The organism is Phaeobacter inhibens DSM 16374 (assembly GCF_000473105.1).
GTDB classification, from domain to species: domain Bacteria; phylum Pseudomonadota; class Alphaproteobacteria; order Rhodobacterales; family Rhodobacteraceae; genus Phaeobacter; species Phaeobacter inhibens.
Map to the genome: position 1 here is coordinate 1023610 of NZ_KI421498.1, position 21385 is coordinate 1044994.

The 21385-nt window shown below is 60.8% G+C and carries 20 protein-coding genes; 11 read left to right on the forward strand and 9 right to left on the reverse strand.

Annotated elements, in window-relative coordinates; all coding sequences use genetic code 11:
- Positions 1 to 219 precede the first annotated feature (219 nt).
- Entirely contained in the window at positions 220 to 636 is a 417-nt protein-coding gene (locus INHI_RS0108570; protein WP_027247380.1) for a hypothetical protein, read from the forward strand.
- Between the two features lie 1527 nt (positions 637 to 2163).
- Here INHI_RS0108570 and INHI_RS0108585 read toward each other — a convergent pair.
- Both INHI_RS0108585 and INHI_RS0108590 read right to left on the reverse strand, forming a co-directional pair.
- A complete protein-coding gene (locus INHI_RS0108585) occupies positions 2164 to 3771 on the reverse strand; it encodes a saccharopine dehydrogenase family protein (RefSeq protein ID WP_027247383.1) in 1608 nt (535 codons plus the stop codon).
- A gap of 118 nt (positions 3772 to 3889) precedes the next feature.
- Positions 3890 to 5305 carry an aminotransferase-like domain-containing protein gene (locus INHI_RS0108590; protein ID WP_014879919.1) on the reverse strand — a complete coding sequence of 472 codons (1416 nt, stop codon included), beginning with the start codon at positions 5303 to 5305 and terminating at the stop codon, positions 3890 to 3892.
- Between the two features lie 91 nt (positions 5306 to 5396).
- Between INHI_RS0108590 and INHI_RS0108595 the strand changes: the two genes are divergently transcribed.
- From INHI_RS0108595 to asd, 4 genes are all read left to right on the forward strand, one after another.
- Complete coding sequence (locus INHI_RS0108595) at positions 5397 to 5630, forward strand: DUF1127 domain-containing protein (protein WP_014874563.1); 234 nt, start codon at positions 5397 to 5399, stop codon at positions 5628 to 5630.
- A 212-nt stretch (positions 5631 to 5842) separates the two neighbouring features.
- Complete coding sequence (gene speD / locus INHI_RS0108600) at positions 5843 to 6364, forward strand: adenosylmethionine decarboxylase (RefSeq protein WP_014874562.1); 522 nt, start codon at positions 5843 to 5845, stop codon at positions 6362 to 6364.
- Entirely contained in the window at positions 6361 to 7215 is an 855-nt protein-coding gene (gene speE, locus INHI_RS0108605; protein WP_027247384.1) for a polyamine aminopropyltransferase, read from the forward strand. The genes speD and speE overlap by 4 nt, the downstream gene beginning before the upstream one ends.
- Positions 7216 to 7401: 186 nt before the next feature.
- Positions 7402 to 8292 carry an archaetidylserine decarboxylase gene (gene asd, locus INHI_RS0108610; protein WP_027247385.1) on the forward strand — a complete coding sequence of 297 codons (891 nt, stop codon included), beginning with the start codon at positions 7402 to 7404 and terminating at the stop codon, positions 8290 to 8292.
- 3 nt (positions 8293 to 8295) lie between these two features.
- Here the strand turns inward: asd and INHI_RS0108615 are convergent, their stop codons facing one another.
- Complete coding sequence (locus INHI_RS0108615; RefSeq protein WP_014874559.1) at positions 8296 to 8718, reverse strand: PaaI family thioesterase; 423 nt, start codon at positions 8716 to 8718, stop codon at positions 8296 to 8298.
- A 128-nt stretch (positions 8719 to 8846) separates the two neighbouring features.
- On the opposite strand from INHI_RS0108615, the gene INHI_RS0108620 reads away from it, so the two are divergent.
- From INHI_RS0108620 to gluQRS, 4 genes are all read left to right on the forward strand, one after another.
- On the forward strand, positions 8847 to 9635 hold the full coding sequence (locus INHI_RS0108620; RefSeq protein WP_027247386.1) for an enoyl-CoA hydratase: 789 nt from the start codon (positions 8847 to 8849) through the stop codon (positions 9633 to 9635).
- A gap of 366 nt (positions 9636 to 10001) precedes the next feature.
- The gene (trmFO, locus tag INHI_RS0108625) at positions 10002 to 11345 is read left to right on the forward strand and encodes a methylenetetrahydrofolate--tRNA-(uracil(54)-C(5))-methyltransferase (FADH(2)-oxidizing) TrmFO (RefSeq protein WP_027247387.1); all 1344 of its coding nucleotides are present in this window, start codon (positions 10002 to 10004) and stop codon (positions 11343 to 11345) included.
- A gap of 33 nt (positions 11346 to 11378) precedes the next feature.
- Positions 11379 to 11993 carry a class I SAM-dependent DNA methyltransferase gene (locus INHI_RS0108630; RefSeq protein ID WP_027247388.1) on the forward strand — a complete coding sequence of 205 codons (615 nt, stop codon included), beginning with the start codon at positions 11379 to 11381 and terminating at the stop codon, positions 11991 to 11993.
- Positions 11990 to 12865 carry a tRNA glutamyl-Q(34) synthetase GluQRS gene (gluQRS, locus tag INHI_RS0108635; protein WP_027247389.1) on the forward strand — a complete coding sequence of 292 codons (876 nt, stop codon included), beginning with the start codon at positions 11990 to 11992 and terminating at the stop codon, positions 12863 to 12865. Before INHI_RS0108630 ends, gluQRS begins: the two co-directional genes overlap by 4 nt.
- 56 nt (positions 12866 to 12921) lie before the next feature.
- On the opposite strand, the gene hisI is transcribed toward gluQRS, so the two are convergent.
- A complete protein-coding gene (hisI, locus tag INHI_RS0108640; RefSeq protein WP_014874554.1) occupies positions 12922 to 13299 on the reverse strand; it encodes a phosphoribosyl-AMP cyclohydrolase in 378 nt (125 codons plus the stop codon).
- A gap of 59 nt (positions 13300 to 13358) precedes the next feature.
- Between hisI and INHI_RS0108645 the strand changes: the two genes are divergently transcribed.
- Complete coding sequence (locus INHI_RS0108645; RefSeq protein ID WP_027247390.1) at positions 13359 to 13811, forward strand: iron-sulfur cluster assembly scaffold protein; 453 nt, start codon at positions 13359 to 13361, stop codon at positions 13809 to 13811.
- A 290-nt stretch (positions 13812 to 14101) separates the two neighbouring features.
- Here INHI_RS0108645 and INHI_RS21375 read toward each other — a convergent pair whose 3' ends face one another.
- The 5 genes from INHI_RS21375 to sciP form a co-directional block, all read right to left on the reverse strand.
- Positions 14102 to 14224, reverse strand: a complete 123-nt coding sequence (locus INHI_RS21375; RefSeq protein ID WP_024097384.1) for a hypothetical protein — start codon at positions 14222 to 14224, stop codon at positions 14102 to 14104.
- Between the two features lie 190 nt (positions 14225 to 14414).
- Entirely contained in the window at positions 14415 to 16505 is a 2091-nt protein-coding gene (recG, locus tag INHI_RS0108655; RefSeq protein ID WP_014879910.1) for an ATP-dependent DNA helicase RecG, read from the reverse strand.
- Positions 16502 to 18760, reverse strand: a complete 2259-nt coding sequence (ligA, locus tag INHI_RS0108660) for an NAD-dependent DNA ligase LigA (protein WP_036766992.1) — start codon at positions 18758 to 18760, stop codon at positions 16502 to 16504. The genes recG and ligA overlap by 4 nt, the downstream gene beginning before the upstream one ends.
- A gap of 139 nt (positions 18761 to 18899) precedes the next feature.
- Positions 18900 to 19619 (reverse strand): response regulator transcription factor CtrA, encoded by a 720-nt coding sequence (gene ctrA, locus INHI_RS0108665; protein WP_014874550.1) that lies wholly within the window; start codon positions 19617 to 19619, stop codon positions 18900 to 18902.
- Positions 19620 to 19744: 125 nt separating this feature from the next.
- Positions 19745 to 20023: a CtrA inhibitor SciP gene (sciP, locus tag INHI_RS0108670; protein ID WP_014879908.1), complete on the reverse strand. Its 279-nt coding sequence runs from the start codon at positions 20021 to 20023 to the stop codon at positions 19745 to 19747.
- A 148-nt stretch (positions 20024 to 20171) separates the two neighbouring features.
- Between sciP and mnmA the strand changes: the two genes are divergently transcribed.
- On the forward strand, positions 20172 to 21317 hold the full coding sequence (gene mnmA / locus INHI_RS0108675) for a tRNA 2-thiouridine(34) synthase MnmA (RefSeq protein ID WP_014879907.1): 1146 nt from the start codon (positions 20172 to 20174) through the stop codon (positions 21315 to 21317).
- Positions 21318 to 21385 lie beyond the last annotated feature (68 nt).

Sequence of the window (21385 nt, forward strand, 5' to 3'; positions counted from 1 at the left end):
GGCCTTCCTCGCGCCTATCGGCAGCGGGCACGAGGCTGGTCAGATACCGAATTCAAGGCCTATCTGGACAGGATTACCCGGAAAATGGCTTCATCCACTGGAAGCACCAGAGGTGGATCTCGGGCTGCAGTTACCTCACAGAGAGACACTCGTGCGGCAAGACATCATGCACTTGGCACACGCCTTCATGCTGAGGAAGTTTCTCGGGAAGGGCGATGAGTGGTCCGTTTCGACAAGAACAAATCAAACGACCAGCGAAACAGCCGCGTCGCAGAAGGCAAGGCGGCACTTGAGTCGGCCTCAGGCATCAAGGCCAGCGCCTGGGCAGCAATGACGGCCGCAGAGGCCGCAGAACAAACTGATCTGGTGGTTGAGGGGCTGCTGGAAACACATCCGGTTGGAATGCCATTTGATTGGCCCTTCCACACCAGATCCGAGCCTGGAAGGGAGATCCGGACTCTCACGGGTCGTCCGAGTATGCCAAATGACCGCAGCGCTCGCCTGATGCGCCTGGCCACGCTACGAAGCGTCGATTACTATTCGCCACGAGGTGAGATCAAGCCTTCGCTTCGCCGCACGACCTGGGCACACGCCAAGCGGCAACGGTCAGACCTGGGAGCGCCATTACCTACATAATCCCGAGACGATGGCAAAAATCGTCGAGATCTACCGCTTCATGCACAACTGGATCGGAAGCAGCTCAACGAAAACAATCCCAGCAATGAAGCTGGGGCTGGCGAAGGGTAAATTCCATCCGAAGGATTTATTCGGAGGGTGAGTCCGTACTCTGCCCAATCTGGTGCTGTTCGTCTTCGGAGAAGAATTCCCGATAATTCGTTTTTTTAATGAGATATTCCTTCATGCTCCCAGATACATGATGACCTTCGATGTCTTCAGAATCAAAAATCGAGTAGAAATTTAAAGTTCCTTCGACTCGAACTTCAATGGCACATGCGGCCTCGCGAAACTCGAGGCTCTCTGCCTTCCAGAGTTTAATCATCTCGCTATCAGGTTTGCCAAGAAAGCAAAAAACATAGAGGGTGTCGGCTAACCGTGTTGGTTCGCTTCGTCTTAACCTTAAGGAGCCTATATTCCTCCGCTTTTCAGCGAAGGATGCTCTTGCGACACCACGACTTTCGCCGTTTTCTCGATGCCCTCGGCAAGTTGAACCCGGCCCGGATCGAGGGCGCCCAGAGGAAGATCCTGAATCTTCGGCGGAAGTCGGAGGCGATCTCGGATAATCGAAGCACGGACAAACCGGCAATACACGCGCCCATTCCGCGGCGACCCACGACGTCAGAAGTAGGGCCGAACACGAACCAAGGTCCAGCGCTACCAATGCTGTGGCTGCCATAAGACCTATTCAGGACGAACCGGGAGCGCCACCGGCCGCATCCATCGCCCCGACCTGTTCATGGAGGCGCTGAGGGATATGCTGGACAGCCCGGCACGGCAATCGGCGCGTAGGCTCGCGAAGCAGCTCGACCTCAACAAATACACGGTCTGGCGCTGGCGAATGCTCGTGTTCTGGATCATCGAGGAGGATGAGACATACCAACGAGAGTCCCGGAAGGGGTCGCGCGAATGGGTCCGGCACCTCGCCGATCTGAAGAATATTCCAATGCCACCACGACCACGGTGGGAGGATTTCACGACGCAAGGGCTGAAGATGATGCGCGGTCTTTCACGGTGGCAGCTCCCCGTTCTCACCGTCGCTGATCGCGGCGGGCCTCGCCTCTTCCGGCGACTGCCGAACCGCAAGAGCGCGACCGTGGAGCGCGCCATGAACCTCATCCGTGCCAGGCGACGCCCTGCTGTGCTCGGATGGAGGCAATGGCTACAAGGATCTTGCGGCTGCGCGCGACCTGGAGCACTTCGTGGTCGGGAGCAGGCCGGGCACGCCTGTCGCGGCAGGCTGCTATCATATCCAGAATGTGAACTCGCTCCACGCTCGCTACGGCAAGTTCATCGAGCCATTCTGTCAGCCGACGACGAAGAACCTCAACGACTACATCTGGTGGCTTGAGGCTCGGATTGGCGGGGGGCAACCGGCTGACGTGATACGGGCTCCTGAAGTCAGAGCCCGGCGGAGCAGGATATTCGGCGTGTCTGTGCCGAACGCACAGGGTCGGCGACGACGCGAGTCGTCGTTGCTGACCTGCGCTATGGACGCCTCGGATCTCCTGGCGCCTCGGCTGCCAGGTATCCCCGGTATCGAACCAGCAGTTGCTTCGTGACCGGCGCCAGTATCTTGACGTCGAAATGGAACTTGCCTTCGGCGACGAACTCACGCGCGATTGACACAGGGAGCAGCCGATGCGGCAGGTGTATCGGCCCCACCCGCCCTGCCGTGACCGGATAGTGAAGCTCGCCGTCCCGAACCTCGAGACCGATCGAGAACATGAACGGGCCGAACTTCTCACGCATCCCTTCGGGACCGACGGACAGGTGGGAGCGGAACGTGCTCGAGCCAAAGCGCCGGAGCCAGGTTTCGCCGCGGGAGGTGACCGTCTTGATCACGTCGACCTCAATGTCCGGCGTCGCGGTAGGGAACCGGAAGATCGCGCAGAGCAAGTGGGGCCAGACGCCCGCGCCTCGCTGGACCTCGCATCGCCCGGCCCACCGCGAGGTGCCGAGCGTCAGGTGGGTCTCCTTCACTGCCTCAGGCAGCGCATCGAAATCCGGCCCCAGCACGCGGGGGAAGATGGGTGAGGTTGGCGCAACGCTGCGCTCGGTGACCACGCGGAGATCCGTCATCGCGGCCTCAGCCTCGGCCAGCGTGATCGCCTCGATCGCGGGGCCGGCCCCCACCGGCAGATCGCTGCGGCGCAGCAAGGCGCGCGCCGCCACGGCTGGAATAAAGGGGCCGTCGCCATCCTCGGCCAGAAGGCTCCAGCTTCGGTGTTCGTGGCGCGTGGTGACAGATACGGACATGCCTCCGCGGCCGCTGCCGAAGGGCGCCAGGAGATCGGCCAGTACCTTGAACACCTGCACGACCGGCCGGTTCACCGGGATTGGCACGACCCGGCGCAGTCCGGCGAAGAGCGCAAGCCCATATCGCATGACGGCCAGCTCCAGCCCCGCGCGGAAGCGAACCGTTTGTGCGCCAAAATGTGCGGGAAACAGGCGCTGGTCCGGCACCTCGATCTGCCACGCCTGCCGGACCAGGCCACCCGGCAGGGTGAATCGTGCCGGCTTCGACCAACCAAAAGCCCGTTCCCACCGGCTGCCACTCCAGACCGGCATGGGGCGCCCCGCCTGGGACAGGATCGACTGCATGACCGACAGGCCTCGAGGTGCGCGGTTCCCCGGGAGGATCGCGGTGTCGATCACCACCGGCACCGCATCGCCAGCAAGGTCATGCACGGCGGCAGAGGACAGGGCCGGAACGGAAGAGAGGCCGGACAGCACGCAAACTCCGGCATCCTGTGCTTCGGCGTCCAGGGCCGAAATGCCTGCGCAGAAGTCCGCATTGTCCGAGAGATCGAGGTAGTGGACGCCGGCCGCGATTGCCGCGTGTGCGAGGCGGTAAGGATCATCTCCATAGGCGTGGAACGGCCCGGCCGCGTCGACGACGACCTCGTATGCCGCCAGCGCGTCGAGGCTGCCAGCTCGATCAAGCCGGATCGCCCGGCAGCCCAGGTCCGCCGCGCAGGACCAGGCCGCTTCCAGGTTCCGACCGGCAACGCAGACCTCGTGCCCGTCGGCCACCAGAAGCCTCGCGAGACGTGCGCCGAAAACACCGTATCCTCCCAGCACCAAAATTTTCAACGGAGCAGCCTCCTTTGGAAGGCAGGGTCCGGGATCGCGCACAGGTCCGCCCGTCCGAATATGGCGTATCTGTTCCGTGCAAGACGCTGGTAGAGCCAGTCCCGAGCCGGGCAACAGTTCAGACGCTGATTTGCTCCGGCGGGTTGTCGAGCAGCGCACGCAGGCGCAGCATCGCCTCCTCAAACCGTTTGGGCGAGACATGGCCGTTCACCGCGATCCGCACCGCGTTGGGCGCGCGACCATCGCGCAGGGCAAATTCATCTGCGGATCGGATCTGTACGCCCTCAGCCTCGGCAGCGCGGGTGAAGGCTGCGGCGCGCCAGCCTGAGGGCAGCTTCAGCCATAGAAACGGCACGCTGCCCGACCAGACCAGATCAAACCCGCCCAGAGTGTTGACTGCGATCCGTATATAGCTGTCCATTTCCCGGCGCACATCGGCGACCAGTTTCCTGGTGCGCGGATCAGACAGCAGGATACGCGTCAGCTCGGCAACCGGCTGCGCAATCCCGAAGTAACTGTATTCCGCCATCCGCCGCAGATCCCGGCCACGCCCCTTGGGGGCCAGTGCGAAACCAACCCGCAGCGAAGGTGTCAGGGTTTTAGAGATTGACGAGACATGCCAGGAGAGATCCGGCGCCAGCGCGCGGTAGCTTGGCGCGCGGGCTTCGCCCATGCGATAACAGTCATCCTCGATGATCTGCACCTCATGGCGACGTAGCACTTCAAGGATCTGCTTGCGACGTTCCAGCGGCGTGTAAAGCCCGGTTGGATTATGCACCTCGGGACTGGTGCAGAGCACCATTGCGCCGGTTTTGCGGATCGCCAGCTCCAGAGAGTCCGGCAGAATGCCATGCTCATCCATCGCAACGCCCACAACCCGCGCGCGCACCAGTTCAGCGGCGCGCCGGAACCCGGCGTATGAGAGATCTTCAACCAGCACCGTCGGTTGCGGTCCCTTCAGAATGGCCTGCATCACCGTCAGAATGCCATTCTGACCGCCGTGGGTCAGCACCACATCGCGCTCATCCAGCGGACCCAACGGATCTTGCGACAGCCAGTCGACCACAGCTTCGCGCAGCGGGCGATAGGCATCCCTCGTCGGGTAATTAAGAAATTGTAGCGGATCCCCTTGAGAGACCTTGACCAGCGCCTCACGGATCGCAGCCACCTGCCCCACATCCACCAGCCGTGGGCTAAACAGGCTGACATGACCCGGATCTTTGACCTCCTTCAGGTGCAGCTGACGCGACCAGACGTCATCCTGAACCTTGGTTTCCGGTTCCGCCACGAAGGTGCCGCGCCCCACCTCTGCCTGCAACAGCCCTGCATCCGTCAGCAGAGAATACGCCCGCGCCACGGTGCCTGGGGTGATTTTCAGCTGGTAAGCAAGCTCCCGCACCGGCGGCAACTTTGTACCAACACAAAGCGTACCATCCTCAACCGCGTTTCGGATTGTATCGGCGACCCTCTGATATTTGGGACCGGATCGGCCAGAAAGGTCGGTTGGCAGCTCATCTGGCCAAATTGTACCCATTACAATCCTTCCTTGGACATGATGCCCCACAAATTGTACCCAAGCATTGTGATATTAACACAGGATTGTATCAATACAATAGGAAAATGCCATGACACAGAACGCAACAACACCCTCGCCGGATATGCTCTATCTCTCCAGCCGCCCCGCCCTGCCGGTGCTGGCGGAGGTTGCAGTCTCCTTTGCGGTTCTGGTCACCAAATGGACAGTGCGCCAGCGCACCCGCCAGGCATTGCGCCAATTGCCTCCGGAACTGCTCAAAGATGTTGGGCTGACCCGTGAAGAGGCACGGCATCAAGGGACTCTTCCGTTCTGGCGCCCATGATCCCCGGGCAACGGAACCACCTTACGGCCGGGGCTTGCCCCGGCCTTTTTTATGGGCTGATCCTGTTCATTTTACAAAAAACCTCTTGATCGAATCCCGCCCCCACCATAGATGCCGCTTCACTTTCGGTACCGATCCCAACCCCGGACTCTTATCCGGGGGGGCGCTAAGGGCCGGCTGGATTGTCATCTACTGGAACGAAGGGGAGTGTCATGACGGACGCCAACCTCTTCCAACTGGGGATCGGTCTGGAGACAGGCGCCCAAGAGGAAGATACCGCCCGCAGTGCAACCACTGCGATCGTAAACTCACTTGTGGATTCGGATCGCGAAGACCATTTCATCCGTCGGGATGGAAAGGTGTTTGCCGGAACCCATCTCATTATCGAGGTCATGAACGGCAGCGGTCTGGATTGCGAAACCCGCATTCAGAACGCGTTCCGCAAATGCGTCGAGGTCTGTGGCGCAACGCTGCTGCACATCCATACCCATAAATTCTCGCCGCAAGGCGTGTCTGGTGTCGCGGTACTGGCCGAAAGCCATATCTCCGTCCACACTTGGCCCGAGATCGGCTATGGCGCCTTTGACGTCTTCATGTGCGGTGATGCCGAACCGTGGAAAGCGGTTGATGTGCTGAAAGAGGCCTTTGATACGCCCACCGTTGAGGTACGCGAACTGCTGCGCGGCGAGGAATTCCTCGCCAAGGGGATCCCATCCAAGGAGGTCGCAGCATGAGCGATCAGATCTGGAACACCGAACGCCTGCACGCGCATTACGCGCAATCCCTGCGCGTCGATGAGATGCTCTATGACAGCAATACCGAGCATCAACGCCTGAAGGTGTTTCAGAACGGCCAGTTCGGCCGCATTCTGACGCTGGATAACGTGGTGCAGACCACCGAAGGCGACAACTTCATCTACCATGAGATGCTGACCCATGTGCCGATTCTGGCCCATGGTGCCGCAAAACGCGTGCTGATCATTGGCGGCGGCGACGGCGGCATGGCCCGTGAGGCACTGCGCCACACCTCGGTCGAGCATGTGACCATGGTGGAAATTGACGCCGGCGTGGTGGATTTCTCCAAAGAATACCTGCCCATGCTGAGCGATGGCGCCTTTGATGATCCGCGCCTCAATCTGGTGATCAACGACGGTGCGCTCTTCATGAAAGAGAACACCGAGACGTTTGATGTGATCATCGTCGATTCCACCGACCCCATCGGCCCCGGCGAAGTGCTGTTCACCGACACCTTCTATGGCCACGCGGCCCGCTCGCTGTCTGAGGATGGCATCATCGTCACGCAAAACGGTGTGCCCTTCATGCAGGGCGATGAGCTGACCGGCACCTTGCGCGCGTTCCAAGCGCTGTTTGCCGATGCCTCCTGCTATCTGGCCACCGTGCCAACCTATGCCGGCGGCCCCATGGCGTTCGGCTGGGGCAGCCATTCGGACAAGGCGCGCAACGTGAGCCTGGCGGATGTCGAGGCGCGTTATACAGCGGCAGGAATCGATACCGGGTATTACAACCCGGAGGTTCACAAGGCCGCCTTTGCCTTGCCGAACTATGTGAAAAAGCTGTTCCCGTAAGGGACAGGCATCAGGGGGCTTCGGCCCCCTTTTTCTTTGCTCTGCTGACAAATGATCACATCGCCCGGACATCAGGCGTTCGGGCCGTGGCGGCCCACCCCTTGCCTTGCGCTCCAAATCCCCCTTGGCCCGAGCCTCGCTTCTTGCTAGGCGCGATGGAAGCGAAACAAAATCTGGCAGGCCCCCATGCAGCGCGACTCGATCCTCGTTGTTGACCGCGACACCGGCGAAACCTTTGAGGAGGTGGTGCTGGGCGAGTCATGGATCCGCTGGGCCTATCAGAACGCCAGCGCCAAGCCTGTGGAAAAACTGCTGTTCCGCTCCGCCCTGATCAGCCGCCTGATGGGCGCTTGGTTCGACTCGCGGTTTTCCAAGGGGAAGATCAAGGCCGTGGTCGAGGACCTTGCCATCGACATGAGCGAGGCAACGGAACCAACGGAAAACTATGCAACTTTCAACAGCTTCTTCGCCCGCCATCTAAAGCCTGTGGCACGCCCCTTTCGTGAGGATCCCCGCGAGATCGTCAGCCCCGCAGATGGCCGCGTGCTGGTGTTTCCAGAGCTGGCGGAGGATGTGTTTGTCCCCGTAAAGGGCCATCCGATGTCCATTCGCACCATGCTGCCCGGCATCGCGGACCGGTTCATCGGTGGCGCATTGGCCATCGTCCGGCTCTGTCCTGCGGATTATCACCGCTATCACTTCCCCGCCTCCGGTCGGATCAGCGCCGCCAAGGATCTGCCCGGCGCGCTCCATTCGGTGAACCCGATTGCACTGGGGGCCGGGCCGGATGTCTTTGGCGAGAACAAGCGCAGCTGGACCCTGATCGACACAGACACCATTGACAGTTACGCCTTTGTCGAGGTGGGGGCCTTTGGCGTTGGCTCCATCATCAACACCCGCACCTCAGGCGCCGTGCAGAAGATGGATGAAAAGGGCTATTTCAAATTCGGCGGCTCCACCGTTGTGGTGGTGTTTGAACCGGGCCGCGTGCAGTTCAGTGACGATCTGGTCACCAATAGCGCCAAGGGCCGCGAAACCCTTGTGAAAGTCGGCCAACCGCTGGCCACCGCGCTCTGACGCCTAGCGCTCTGGCGGGATTGCATAGGTCATGGTAGAGCGCGCCACCGGTCGCGGATCCCCTTCCGAGAACAAGAGCACATCGCCCACCGCCAGCTGACGGCCGAGTTTCAGCAGCTTGCCCTCTGCCACCAGAGGCGTGCCGCCGACCGGCTTGCGCATGAAATCGAAGGAGGCATTGGTCGTCACCGCCAGTGCCTTGCGCCCCAGTCGCGACAGAACCAGCGCGTAGACCGTAACATCCGCCAGCCCGAACATTGACGGGCCAGATATCGTCCCGCCCGGGCGCAGGTGGCGCTCATCCACCAGCAGCCGCATCGTGATGCCGTCCTCGTCCAATCTGTCGATTACAAAATCATTGGCCACCTCTGCAAATACCTCATGCAAATAGGCACCCAATCCTTCGGCATCAAACGCCAATCCCATCGTGCTATCTCTCCCTTATAGTCCCGGTTCCCTGCGAGCGGATGTCGCATGGGGTGGCGGCGCAATACCGGTTCCCCCCTCGGCGCCACATGGTCTAACGTTGGCCTCAATCCGGGGAGGGACACAAGATGACAATTTTGGAACGTCACGACAGCAACGGCATCGCCACACTTCATCTGAACGCGCCAGACCGGCTGAATGCGCTCTCTGACGCCATGCTGGCGGCCTTTCAGGCAGAACTCGACAGTCTGCGCGACGACCGCGAAACCCGCGTCGTCATCCTCGCCGGACGGGGCAAAGCCTTCTGCGCGGGCCATGATCTGCGTGAAATGACGGCAGGGCGTCAGGCCGAGGATGGCGGACAGACCTATTTCGCCGATCTCTTTGCCCGCTGCACCGAGGTGATGCTGGGCCTGCAACAGATCCCTCAGCCGGTAATCGCGCAGGTCCACGGCATTGCCACCGCAGCCGGCTGCCAGTTGGTCGCCTCCTGCGACATGGCTGTCGCTGCCGAGGGCACGCGGTTCGGTGTCAACGGCGTCAATATCGGCCTGTTCTGCTCCACCCCCATGGTGGCGCTCACCCGTAATATCTCGCGCAAACATGCGTTTGAGATGCTAACCACCGGTGAATTCATCAACGCCGCGCGGGCTGAGGAACTGGGCCTGATCAACCGCATCGCCGCAGCTGAGGATCTGGAGCAGACCACAAAGGCTCTCGCCCAAACCGTGGCAGGCAAACTGGACGCCGCCGTCAAGATCGGCAAACGCGCGTTTTATGACCAGCTTCAGCTGCCCACTGCCGATGCCTATGCCCATACCGGCGCGGTCATGGTCGAAAACCTGATGCTGCGCGACACCATCGAAGGCATTGATGCCTTTCTGGAAAAGCGCGACCCCGACTGGAAAAATTGCTGATCCGCTCAAAAAAACCTAAAAGACGTCGAAAATTTTAGTCTTTGTTTACGATTGGCGATTTATTGTTTCCATGTCGGGTCTTTCAAACAAGGCAAGATCATGGCAAAGATTGGGCAGGGCTTGTGAGACACGGTCACAAACCCCGGCACAATTAGGGTCGCTGATGCGGACCGTCCCTCCACCGGGTCTCTCCCCCGGCCAGACAGTTCCCCAGCGACCCCAATACCCCTCCCGGTCAGCCCAATCGAGACTGCCACTGATGGCGATGGGATTGCACAGCCCCAAAACCCCAGTTTTTCGCACCGATCAGCACAAGCAGCACCGCGCAATATTGCGTGACGGCCCCAGCTGCCCTATGTGGCGGGCATGACAAAAACATTGCATATCGTGGGCGGCGGCATGGCCGGCTCAGAGGCCGCATGGCAGGCCGCACATATGGGCGTAGAGGTGGTGCTGCATGAAATGCGCCCCAAGGTGGAAACTTTTGCCCATCAAACCGGCAATCTGGGTGAGATGGTCTGCTCCAACTCCTTCCGCTCGGACGATGATGAACAGAACGCTGTCGGCCTGCTGCATTGGGAGATGCGCGCTGCCAATGGCCTGATCATGTCCACAGCCGAACAACACCGCCTGCCCGCCGGTGGCGCATTGGCGGTGGACCGCGAGCCCTTTGCCGAAACCGTCACCGCGCGGCTGAAAGCGCTGCCAAATGTCACCGTGTCCTATGAGGAAATCACCGAGCTGCCCGCCGATGGTCACTGGATCTTTGCCACCGGCCCGCTGACCTCTGCCAGCCTGGGTCAGGCCATTCAACAGGAGACCGGAGCCGAGGCGCTGGCCTTCTTCGACGCCATCGCCCCGATCATCTACGCCGACAGCATCGACATGTCGAAGGCCTGGATGCAGTCCCGGTATGACAAGGGCGAGACCGAGGAAGAGCGCACCGCCTACCTCAACTGCCCGATGGACAAGGACCAGTATGAGGCCTTCATCGACGCGCTTCTGGCCGCCGACAAGACCGAATTCCACGAGGGCGAGACCGCAGGCTATTTCGATGGCTGTCTGCCGATCGAGGTGATGGCCGAACGCGGCCGCGAAACCCTGCGCCATGGTCCTATGAAACCCGTGGGCCTCACCAATCCGCACCAGCCCGACATTAAGGCGCACGCCGTGGTGCAGTTGCGCCGTGATAATGCGCTGGGGACGCTGTTCAACATCGTCGGCTTCCAGACCAAGATGAAATACGGCGCCCAGACAGAAGTGCTGCGGATGATCCCGGGGCTGGAAAACGCCAGTTTCGCCCGTCTTGGTGGCATTCATCGCAACACTTTCCTGAACTCGCCCACGCTGCTGGACAATCAGATGCGCCTGAAGTCCAGACCCAACATCCGCTTTGCAGGCCAGATCACCGGGGTTGAGGGCTATGTCGAAAGTGCTGCGATGGGTCTGCTTGCGGGCCGGATGGCAGCAGCGGAAATCCTTGGCCGGGATCTGCCCGAGGTGCCACAGGACAGCGCCATGGGCGCCCTGATCCACCACATCACCGGCGGCGCCGAGGCCAAGACCTTCCAGCCCATGAATGTGAATTTCGGCCTGTTCCGCCCGGTCGATGGCCTCAAGGGCGGACGTCGTGGCCGCAAAGACCGTTACAAGGCCTATACCGACCGGGCAAAGGCCGCCTGGCAGGACTGGCTGGCAAACTTTTCCTAGACGCCTTATGCGGGCAGCGCCTAAACTGTCCGTATGAGTGAAAAGTTTCTGGACAAGGCCTATGACCTTGACACACTGGAAGCGACCCAGAAACATTACGATGACTGGGCCGCTTCCTATGACGCCGAGATCGCCGAGAATGGATATGCCACACGGGGACGCATTGCCGAGGCTTTGGCAGGCGCTCATTCTGATGCGACCGAACCGGTTCTGGATTTTGGCTGCGGCACCGGCCTGTCGGGCCTCGCCCTGCGGCGCCAGGGATTTCAGACCATCGACGGGATGGAACCCTCCAGGGAAATGCTGGAACAGGCCCGTGGCAAAGGCGCCTATCGACGACTGACGCAGATCGAGGTCACGGACCCCCAACCAATCGCCAAAGGTGCCTATCGTCTGATCACCGGCTGCGGCGTATTGGGCACCGGTGCCGCCCCACCAGCCGTATTTGACATGATTATGCACGCCCTGCCACGGGGTGGGTTATTTGTGTTTTCCTACAATGACCACGCGTTGGAAGACCCGGCCTACACCGGGAAACTCAACGAATGGCTGGACTGTTCCGCCGCGCGATTGCTATCTCGGGAGCACGGCGATCACCTGCCCGGTATTGACCTTAAGTCCACAGTCTACGTAATTGAGAAGTCTTGATATTCGCCACCCGCTTTGCCCCGTCGCCAACTGGACCACTGCATCTGGGCCACGCCTATTCCGCACTTCTGGCGCATGATATGGCAAAGGCCAACGGTGGCCGTTTTCTGCTGCGGATTGAGGACATCGACACGGCCCGGTCCCGCCCGCACTGGGAACAGCAGATCTATGAGGATCTCACCTGGCTGGGCCTTAACTGGCCGCAGCCGGTGATGCGGCAATCACAGCGGCTGCCCCGCTACCGGGCCACGCTTGATCAGCTGACCGCTATGGGACTCACCTATCCCTGCCGCTGCAATCGCCGTGATATCGAGGCCGCCGCAGGTGCGCCGCAAGAAGGTGTCCCACAATTCGGCCCCGATGGGCGCATCTACCCCGGCACCTGCCGGAACCGCCTGATGGCGGAGGCTGGCGCCGAAGATGTGATCCGCCTCAACATGGAGAGCGCTGTAAACGCTGCTCGGCTGCGGCCCTTCACCGAGACCGGAGAGACATATAACGGCCAATACCCAATGGACCCCCGGCGGCTGATAACAACCGTCGGCGATATCATCCTCGTGCGGCGCGGCATGGGCAGCGCCTATCATCTCTCGGTGGTGGTAGATGACGCCGACCAGCATATCACCCATGTGGTGCGGGGCGCAGATCTGTTTGAGGCCACGCAGATCCACGTGCTGCTGCAAGCGCTGCTTGGCCTGCCAACACCGACCTACCACCATCACAATCTGATCCGCGACGAGCAGGGCAAGCGCCTCGCCAAACGCGACGATGCCCGCGCTATCGCCAAATACCGCGCCGAAGGCGCTACCCCGCAGGATATCCGCGCCCTGGTTGGCCTCATTGAGGCCCGCCCCGCCCCATCTTCTGGCTAAAAATATCCCCGCCGGAGGCACGGCCCCTCCGGGCCGTCTCCAGCTTTCAGCACGCCTTAGACCATCGGCTGCATCAACTCCACCTCTTCGCCATCGCGAATGGCGGTGTAGAAACAACTGCGTCGGTTGGTGTGACAGGCAGGACCGCTCTGTCGCACCACCGCCAGAAGGCAATCGCGGTCGCAATCCACCCGCAGATCCACCAGCGCCTGCACATGGCCGGAGCTTTCCCCCTTGACCCAGAATGCCTGACGGGACCGTGACCAATAGGTGACTCTGCCGCTCTCCAGTGTTTTCATCACCGCATCAGCATTCATCCAGGCCATCATCAGGACCTCACCGCTGTCTTCCTCCTGCGCAATGCAGGGGATCAGACCGGCCTCATTATACTTTAGGCTAAGAGGATCAAAGGACATGGCAAAAACCTTTTGCATCTGGGAACTGGCCCCCTATGTATTGGGAACAGCGCATAAGGGAAAGCCCGAGGTACCCCATGTCCGGCGAGACCGATCTGATAAAACTCTACTCCTCACGGATCCTGGCGCTGGCCGCCGATATTCCCCATCTGGACCGGCTCGACACCCCGGATGTGACGGTGAAAAAACGCTCTCCCCTCTGTGGCTCGACGGTGACGGTGGATCTGCAGATCAAGGAGGGCGCAATCGCCGCCTTTGGTCAGGACGTGAAAGCCTGCGCGCTGGGTCAGGCCTCCGCCGCTGTTGTCGGTGAGGTCATCCTTGGCCGCACCCTGCCTGAGATCGCGCAGGCCCGCCAGCAGCTGAAGGCAATGCTGACCGAGGATGGGCCAGTTCCCGATGCCCCCTTTGACGGGTTTGAGGTCCTGATCCCGGCGCGGGAATTCAAGAACCGCCACGCCTCGATCCTGTTGGCATTGGATGCCACCTACGAGGCGATGCAGACCCATCAGGAACAGACCTGCGCCTGACAAGGCAACACCTGCACCCGCCGCCGATCCGCAGCACGCGCGCCTGCGCTGCGATCTGCCCGCCCGTATCTCACCCCGGTTTCTGTACACTCACCGAAAAAACCGCCGCACACCCAAGGGGTGGCGGCGGCAGTATGCTCTCTTATGCGGGACCCGAACGGGACCTGTTGACCTGAGGCAGGTCGGCCAGACCGGCAGGCAAACCGGGCAGGCTTGGGACAGGCGGCCCCGTCCGGCATAAAGAGTGCGATCAGGAAATCTGAAATCTTACGGCTGGCAGCGTCGCGGCCCTACAGCAGCCCGGGCAGGTGCAATCCCGCCACCAGCATCACAACCAGAGCCGCCGCGCCAATGGCGTCTTGCAGCAGTGTCGATTGGGCATTCTGAACAGTCGTCTTGATTTGGGTCATCATGGTACGTCCTCCTGTCTGTCTTGCTATCGCTCTCTGGCGTCTTGTTGCCTATTTGTTCTCATATTCAGTGGAACCTGTAAAGAACTTTATGAGAACATTTGCGAACACCGGGGACCATGGAACGGAACAGCAATAGAAACGCCGACAGCGGATGCCGCGTTTTCTGTGCCGCCTCTAAGCTGAGTTGAGATTAACCCACGGAAATCAAACGAATTGCCTGGTCCTGCTTCATCAGCCACAGAAGAACCCGCGCCGCCTGCCCCCGAGGGCTGGACAGATCGGGATCAGAGGCCAGCAACGCCCGCGCATCACTTTGCGCCACTGCCATCAGACCTGCCTGACGGTCCAGATCAGCGATACGGAATCGCGGCAGGCCCGATTGCGCGGTGCCGATAACATCACCCGCACCACGCATCTCCAGATCGGTCTCAGCAATGCGAAAACCGTCCTCGGTTTCGCGCAGGATCTCCAGACGTTTCTGCCCCCCCTTGCTAAGCGGCGCCTGATAGAGCAGCAGACAGGTTGAGGCCGCCTCTCCCCGTCCGACACGCCCACGCAGCTGGTGCAGCTGCGCTAGGCCAAAGATCTCTGCCCGTTCAATCACCATGATCGACGCATTGGGCACGTTGACCCCCACCTCAATCACTGTGGTCGCGACCAGAACCTTGGTCTCACCGGCCTGAAACGCCGCCATGGCGGCGTCTTTCTCTGCCGCTGGCATCTGCCCGTGAACCAGTCCGACCACCCCCTCTCCCAGCACCGCGCGCAGCTGCTTGAATCGCTCCTCGGCGGCGGTGAGGTCCATCACCTCGGATTCTTCGACAAGAGGGCAGACCCAATAGCATTGCCGCCCTTCATCGATGGCCCCCCGCAGGTGGCTGACAACCTCCTGCATCCGCTCTGTACTGATGACGGCGGTTTTCACCGGTTTGCGCCCCGGTGGCTTTTCATCCAGCATCGAGACATCCATATCGCCATATTGCGTCAACGCGAGAGACCGTGGGATCGGCGTTGCGGTCATCACCAGAACATCCGCGCCCTTGCCCTTTTCAGCCAGCTCCATCCGCTGGCGCACACCAAACCTGTGCTGCTCATCGACAATCGCCAGACGCAGATCCTGAAACGCCACATCCGCCTGAAACACCGCATGGGTGCCCACCAGAATCTGGATATCCCCCCGCGCCAGCGCCGCGCATTTCGCAGCCCGTTCGCGGCCTTTGTCGCGACCGGTCAAAATCTCCAGCACCACGCCAGCGGTTTCCGCAAGTGGGCGCAGCGCCTCCAGATGCTGACGGGCCAAAATTTCAGTCGGAGCCATCATCACGCCCTGCCCACCCGCTTCAACTGCGACCAGCAAGGCCATGAAAGCAACCAGAGTTTTCCCGGCACCAACATCACCTTGCAGCAAGCGGTTCATACGCGCGTCCCGCGCCATATCAGCGGTGATCTCATCAATGGCGCGGGCCTGCGCGCCGGTCGGACGATACGGTAAGGCCCCCAGCACCCGCGATTGCAAGGTCCCATTGGCGAGGCTGCTGCGCCCGGGCAGTGCGCGATCCCGCAGCCGCGCCAGAGCCAACGTCAACTGATGGGCAAACAGCTCATCATAGGCCAGTCGCGTCCGCCCCGGCGCCTCTGCCGCCAGCGCATCCATCCCATCCGGGGTATGGGCGGCAACCAGGGCCTCTTGCCAGGTCGGCCAGTCCTCCTTGCGAACCTGCGAGGGATCGGCCCATTCCTGAAGCTCCGGCAGCCGGGACAGCGCGCTTTGCGCTGCTTTGAACATCGTCTTTTGCGAGACCCCATGAGTCAGATGATAGACCGGCTCAAACTCCGGAATATCACCGGCCTCCGCCACCGGCACCATATGGTCGGGATGCACCATCTGCGCCATGCCATCAAACAGCTCCAGCTTGCCCGACACCACCCGGCGCGCGCCCTCCGGCAGTTGTGCCTCCAGATAACGGCTGCGCCCGTGGAAGAACACAAGCTGGAACTCTTCCTCAGCATCGCTCACATGAATGCGGTAGGCACCGCCCTTGTTGCGGGCAGGTCGATGGGCACCGATGGTGACCTCCACCGTGGCAACCGTGGGGTAATCAAGCCCGCGAATACTGTCGCGACGACGGCGATCCACAATCGAATAAGGCAGCGAATACAACAGGTCACGCGGTGTCTCTATATCAATCTGCGCGAAATGTTGCGCCGTCTTCGGGCCGATCCCCTGAAGCGTTTCCAACCCGGCGAACAGCGGAAACAGGATCTCTGGTCTGCCGCTCATGCGCCTGCAATCAGCTCCAGCCAGCCGTCCTCATCCAGAATCCGCACCCCTAGATCACGGGCTTTCTGCTCCTTTGAACCGGCACCGGGGCCTGCGACCAGAATATCGGTTTTCTTCGATACCGAGCCGGCCACTTTGGCACCCAGACCTTCGGCGCGGGCCTTGGCCTCTGCTCGGGTCATCTTCTCCAACGTGCCGGTAAACACCACCGTCAGCCCGGTCACCGGACTGTCATTCTGGGGCGCCTCCGGTGGGATAATGTCCAGATGGCCGCGCAAGGCGTCAAAGGCGGCCCGTTCTTCGGTATTGGCAAAGGCATCGGACAGCGACACCCCAAGCGTGGCGCCAATTCCGTCAATCCCCGTCAGGTCGTCCCACGCCGCGCGGGCCTCTGACGGCACATTCAGCGTCGCAACGGCACGGTCGCGCGCCTCCTTGATCCGGGCGCGGCGGTTCTCCTGCGCGGCCGCGACCCGTTCGCGGTCCTCGGCCTCATCCCCGGCCCGTTGCGCAAGCGCCGCCGGACGGGCCGTATCCACCGCCGCAGCCATCGCGTCCCAATCAGCATAATGCAGCGCCAGATCGCGCGCGCCGACCTCGCCCACATGACGAATCCCAAGGCCGAAGATCAGCCGAGCCAGCTCAATCCGGCGCTTTTCCTCAATCGCGGCAAACAGATTCGCAGCCGAGGTCTCGCCCCAGCCGTCGCGGTTTTTCAACTTGGCGAGGGTCTTTGCATCACGCGCCTGAAGGGTGAAGATATCAGCAGGCGTTTTGATCGCCAGCACCGCGTCACCATAGAAGGCTTCGATCTGCTTCGCACCCAGACCGTCAATATCAAAGGCTTTGCGCGAGACGAAATGCTTCAGTTTTTCAACCGCTTGTGCAGGGCAGATCAGACCACCCGTACATCGACGCACCGCATCCCCCTCCTCGCGGACCGCATCACTTCCGCACTCAGGACACGCCGCAGGGAAGGCAAAAGGCACCGCGTCCTCGGGGCGTTTGGGCAGATCCACATCGGCAATCTTGGGGATCACATCCCCTGCACGATAGACCTGCACCCAGTCGCCGATCCGGATATCCTTGCCGTCGCGGATCTCTTCACCCTTGGAATCCAGCCCGGCAATATAGTCCTCATTGTGCAATGTCGCGTTGGAGACAACGACGCCGCCCACGGTGACCGGCTGCAACCGGGCCACCGGGCTGAGTGCGCCGGTACGTCCCACCTGAATGTCGATGCCCTCCAGCCGCGTCCAGGCCAGTTCCGCAGGGAATTTATGCGCGATCGCCCATCGCGGCGTGGTTGAGCGGAAGCCGAGACGCGCCTGCAACGCCAGCGCATCGACCTTGTAGACCACGCCGTCAATATCATAGCCCAGCGTCGTGCGCTGCGCCTCGATCAGGCGGTACTGCGCGATCAGCGCGTCTGTCGTGCTGCAATATTTGGTCAGCGGGTTGGTCTGAAATCCCATCTCCCGTAGCCGCGTGAGCGCCTCAAACTGTGTCTCTGCCAAAGGTTCCGACAGCTCGCCCCAGCTATAGGCAAAAAAGCGCAGCGGCCGCGACCGGGTGATCTCCGCATTCAGCTGGCGCAACGATCCCGCCGCCGCATTGCGCGGATTGGCAAATGTCTTGCCCCCCTGCGCAGCGTGACGATCGTTCAGCGCCGCGAAATCCTCATGGCTCATATAGACTTCGCCCCGCACCTCCAGCACCGCCGGTGCAGCAGCGATCTCTTGCGGGATATCAGCAATTGTGCGGGCGTTTTCAGTGACATTCTCCCCCACCGCGCCATCCCCGCGGGTGGCGGCATGGATCAGCTTGCCATTCTCATAGCGCAGCGACAGCGACAACCCGTCGATTTTCGGCTCTGCCGTATAGGCGAGCGGATCTGATGCGCCGAGGCCCAGGTATTTGCGTAGCCCCTTGTCAAAGTCGCGCACATCCTCATCGTCAAACGCGTTGCCCAGTGACATCATCCGCTGCGCATGGGTGATCTTGCCAAAGCCGGAGGCCACCGGCGCACCGACCGTCTCAAGTGCGGTTGCCCCATCGGCCAGTTCCGGAAAATGCTCGGCAAGCGCGCGATATTCACGTTTTTTGGCATCATAGTCGGCGTCGCTGATCTCCGGATCATCCGCCTGATGATAGGCAAGATCGGCGGCGCGCAATTCGTCCTGTAGCAACAGGAAACGGGCGCGGGCTTCGTCGCTGGTCAAACTCTTAAGATTGTTATTGCCTGACTGTGTCACGGTTCTCGCCTCGCTTTGTCTTAGCTAGGTGATAGGACGGTGACGCCATCGCGTCCAGCCGCAGCACGGCTTGCAGATGTGAAAAATCCCGCCGTGGCGGGATCGTTCGGGTGTCAATTTAGGGTGGTAGAGTGCCGTCTCAGGCCCCTACAGCCATCCGATGGCCACCGGACATCTGATCGTCCTGCGGATCGCGCAGCACATAGCCCCGCCCCCAGACCGTTTCGATGTAGTTGTCACCACCTGTCGCCGTGCTCAGCTTCTTGCGCAGCTTGCAGATGAACACGTCGATGATCTTCAACTCAGGTTCATCCATACCGCCATAGAGATGGTTGAGGAACATTTCCTTTGTCAGGGTGGTTCCCTTCCGCAGGCTCAGCAGCTCAAGCATCTGATATTCCTTGCCGGTCAGATGTACGGCTTTGCCGCCCACCTCAACCGTCTTGGCGTCCAGATTAACGGAGATCTTGCCGGTGTTGATGATTGATTGCGAATGCCCCTTGGAGCGGCGGATGATGGCGTGAATACGGGCCACCAGTTCCTCGCGATGGAAGGGTTTCGTCAGATAGTCATCGGCCCCGAAGCCAAAGCCCTTGATCTTGTTCTCGGTGTCATCGGCACCGGACAGGATCAGGATCGGCGTCTCGATACGAGCCATCCGCAGCTGCCGCAGCACCTCGTGGCCGTTCATATCGGGCAGGTTAAGATCCAGCAGGATCAGATCGTAATCATATAGTTTGGCAAGATCGATCCCCTCTTCGCCGAGATCGGTCGAATAAACGTTGAGGTTCGCATGAGTCAGCATCAACTCAATGCTCTTCGCCGTTGTTGGATCATCCTCAACAAGAAGAATGCGCATATTATTTTCTCCGCCTGTACACTGTTTCCCTCAGGTCGAATTAACCTTGCTGGAAAAAAGTTAATGGCCCGTTACCATGATGGTTAATTTGCGCGATCACCTCAAGTGTGAATGATTTTTTTGCGTCAGGATTTACGATAGTCTTTAAGACGGGTGGCTTTCAGGGCGTCCTCACCAAAGTCGGCAACAGCAGAAACCCAGCTGCGAAACTCCTCCTCGCTCAGGCCATAGCGGCGCAATGCCTCGCTCTGCGGGATCAAGCCGTAGAGTACACCGCGCACAACAGCCGCCTTGCGCGATGCCACCCAACGCCGTGTGGTCTTTGGCGGCAGGTCCGCGCGTGTCATCACCGTGCCATCCGGCAGGGTCACAGCGCGGGGGCCATCGACTTTCTTCAAGAACATCTTCTCTTCCTTCGTGTGGATCATCGAAATTGGTCCGTCCCCACATTTCGCGCAAACGCCTTAAGGAGGGATGAACCTGCCCCTTGAGGATCATTAGGATTTTCCTATATTCTGCGGTGTCTTTCCTACATATCCGAGGAGTCGCCTGATGGCGCAGGATGCACATCCCCAACTGAATTCGCTTGGCTTTGCCAAACCACCTGCCGAAACTCGGGTGGTCGTGGCCATGTCCGGCGGCGTCGACAGCTCTGTTGTTGCTGCACATTTAGCCGATGAGGGCTATGATGTGGTGGGTGTGACCCTGCAGCTCTACGATCACGGTGCGGCACTTGCGAAGAAAGGTGCCTGCTGTGCCGGCATCGATATCCACGATGCCCGCCGAGTCGCCGAGGAGCGCGGCTTCCCGCATTACGTGCTGGATTATGAGAACATTTTTAAGGATGCGGTCATTGATGAGTTCGCCGACAGCTATCTGGCTGGCGCAACCCCGGTGCCCTGTATCCGCTGTAATGAACGGGTGAAGTTCAAGGATCTGCTGGAAACGGCCCGCGATCTGGAGGCCGATTGCATGGCCACCGGCCACTATATCCAGCGCAAGGATGGACCAAACGGGCCAGAGCTGCATTCCGCCGAGGACGCCAATCGCGACCAGAGCTACTTCCTGTTTTCCACCACACCAGAGCAGCTGGATTATCTGCGCTTTCCGCTCGGTCATCTGCCCTCCAAGGACGCCACCCGCGAGATGGCGTCTCAGTACGGTCTGGCCGTCGCGGATAAGCCCGACAGCCAGGACATCTGCTTTGTGCCGAATGGCGATTACGCCAGCGTGATCGAAAAACTGCGCCCCGGTGCGGCAGAGCCGGGCGAGATTGTGCATTCCGATGGCCGGGTGCTGGGCACCCATGATGGCGTCATCCACTATACCATCGGACAGCGCCGTGGCCTTGGCATCGGCGGGCTGAGCGAGCCGCTTTACGTGGTGAAGCTGGATGTGGACACCAAACAGGTGGTGGTCGGCCCCAAGGAGCTGCTGGCCACCCGCACCATCCCGGTGCGGGAAATCAACTGGCTCGGCGATGAGCCGTTCACCAGCCGCGACGAATGGCATCTGAAGGTCAAGGTCCGCTCCACCCGGCCCCCACGTGACGCCATCATCCGCCCGATTTCGGAGACCGAAGCCGAGGTCGAACTGCTGACCCCGGAGGAAGGTATCTCCCCCGGACAGGCCTGCGTGTTCTACGCTGAAGAGGGCAGCCGTATCTTTGGCGGCGGCTGGATCTGGCGCGGCTACTGACACGGCCACTAACACGGTGCGTCTGTCAGGGAAGGCGCAGCCTCCGCGCGGAACGCGCGGCTTGTCCT

Bases quoted from the DNA above. Each gene is read 5' to 3' on its own strand.
- INHI_RS0108590 (WP_014879919.1), bottom strand. From the start codon at position 5,305: ATGGGTACAATTTGGCCAGATGAGCTGCCAACCGACCTTTCTGGCCGA.
- INHI_RS0108595 (WP_014874563.1), top strand. From the start codon at position 5,397: ATGACACAGAACGCAACAACACCCTCGCCGGATATGCTCTATCTCTCC.
- speD (WP_014874562.1), top strand. From the start codon at position 5,843: ATGACGGACGCCAACCTCTTCCAACTGGGGATCGGTCTGGAGACAGGC.
- speE (WP_027247384.1), top strand. From the start codon at position 6,361: ATGAGCGATCAGATCTGGAACACCGAACGCCTGCACGCGCATTACGCG.
- asd (WP_027247385.1), top strand. From the start codon at position 7,402: ATGCAGCGCGACTCGATCCTCGTTGTTGACCGCGACACCGGCGAAACC.
- INHI_RS0108615 (WP_014874559.1), bottom strand. From the start codon at position 8,718: ATGGGATTGGCGTTTGATGCCGAAGGATTGGGTGCCTATTTGCATGAG.
- INHI_RS0108620 (WP_027247386.1), top strand. From the start codon at position 8,847: ATGACAATTTTGGAACGTCACGACAGCAACGGCATCGCCACACTTCAT.
- trmFO (WP_027247387.1), top strand. From the start codon at position 10,002: ATGACAAAAACATTGCATATCGTGGGCGGCGGCATGGCCGGCTCAGAG.
- INHI_RS0108630 (WP_027247388.1), top strand. From the start codon at position 11,379: ATGAGTGAAAAGTTTCTGGACAAGGCCTATGACCTTGACACACTGGAA.
- hisI (WP_014874554.1), bottom strand. From the start codon at position 13,299: ATGCAAAAGGTTTTTGCCATGTCCTTTGATCCTCTTAGCCTAAAGTAT.
- INHI_RS0108645 (WP_027247390.1), top strand. From the start codon at position 13,359: ATGTCCGGCGAGACCGATCTGATAAAACTCTACTCCTCACGGATCCTG.
- INHI_RS21375 (WP_024097384.1), bottom strand. From the start codon at position 14,224: ATGATGACCCAAATCAAGACGACTGTTCAGAATGCCCAATCGACACTG.
- recG (WP_014879910.1), bottom strand. From the start codon at position 16,505: ATGAGCGGCAGACCAGAGATCCTGTTTCCGCTGTTCGCCGGGTTGGAA.
- ctrA (WP_014874550.1), bottom strand. From the start codon at position 19,619: ATGCGCATTCTTCTTGTTGAGGATGATCCAACAACGGCGAAGAGCATT.
- sciP (WP_014879908.1), bottom strand. From the start codon at position 20,023: ATGTTCTTGAAGAAAGTCGATGGCCCCCGCGCTGTGACCCTGCCGGAT.
- mnmA (WP_014879907.1), top strand. From the start codon at position 20,172: ATGGCGCAGGATGCACATCCCCAACTGAATTCGCTTGGCTTTGCCAAA.